The 908-nt window shown below is 62.6% G+C and carries 1 protein-coding gene; it reads left to right on the forward strand.

Annotated elements, in window-relative coordinates:
• Positions 1 to 550: ATP-binding protein (locus tag A3730_RS22570; protein ID WP_197477577.1), on the forward strand; the 550-nt coding region annotated here is incomplete at its 5' end.
• Positions 551 to 908 lie beyond the last annotated feature (358 nt).

Here is a 908-nt window from a genome sequence, read left to right on the forward strand (position 1 = left end):
GGCCCTGGTGGCCGACCTGTTGCTGTTGGCCCGGCTGGAAGGCACCGAAGCCGACAGCGTGCGCCAGGCGGTGCCAGTGCACGGCATGCTCAACCGCATGAAAGACAATGCGCTGGCCATCAGCAGCGACAAGCATCACCACATCGAGTTGGATGTCCCCGTCGACGCCCGGCTGATCGCCAACCCCGCCGAGCTGGAAAGCGCCTTCGGCAACCTGATTACCAACGCGGTGAAATACACCCCGGCCGAAGGCACCATCCGCATCCGCTGGTGGCAGGATGCCCAGGGCGCGCACCTGTCTGTCACCGACAACGGCATCGGCATCGACCCGGCCCATATTCCCCGGCTGACGGAACGCTTCTATCGCCCGGACAACAGTCGCGTCACCCAGACCGGCGGCACCGGCCTGGGGCTGGCCATCGTCAAACACGTGATGATCCGCCACAACGGCCGCCTGGGAATCACCAGCGAGCTCAGCAAGGGCAGCACCTTTACCTGTCATTTCCCGGCAGACCGGCTGGTAAACAAGCCCACAGCGGTGGCGGGGTAAAACACTGCAGGAGTGCCTCTTGAGGGACGAACCGGGCGTAGCGAGTCTACAGAATCGCCGCCCGCAGCGACCTGCTCTTAAACAGAGGCGGCGAGTTCTGTCCCTTTCCCATTTACTCACGGATTCGCGCCTCAAGAGGCACTCCTGCAGCGGCCCTGTAGAAATTTTGTACCGCGTCTCCATCTGCACAGAGCATGAGCGAAATTTATGAAAAGAATCTGCGTCTATTGCGGTTCCAGCCCCGGCAACAATCCGGCCTACATTCAGGCTGCCGAAGCGCTGGCCGATGAACTGGTGCGCCGCAATATCGGCCTGGTCTACGGCGGCGCCAGCGTCGGCGTGATGGGCGCCATTGCCA

The sequence above is a fragment of the Alcanivorax sp. HI0044 genome (genome assembly GCF_001634945.1).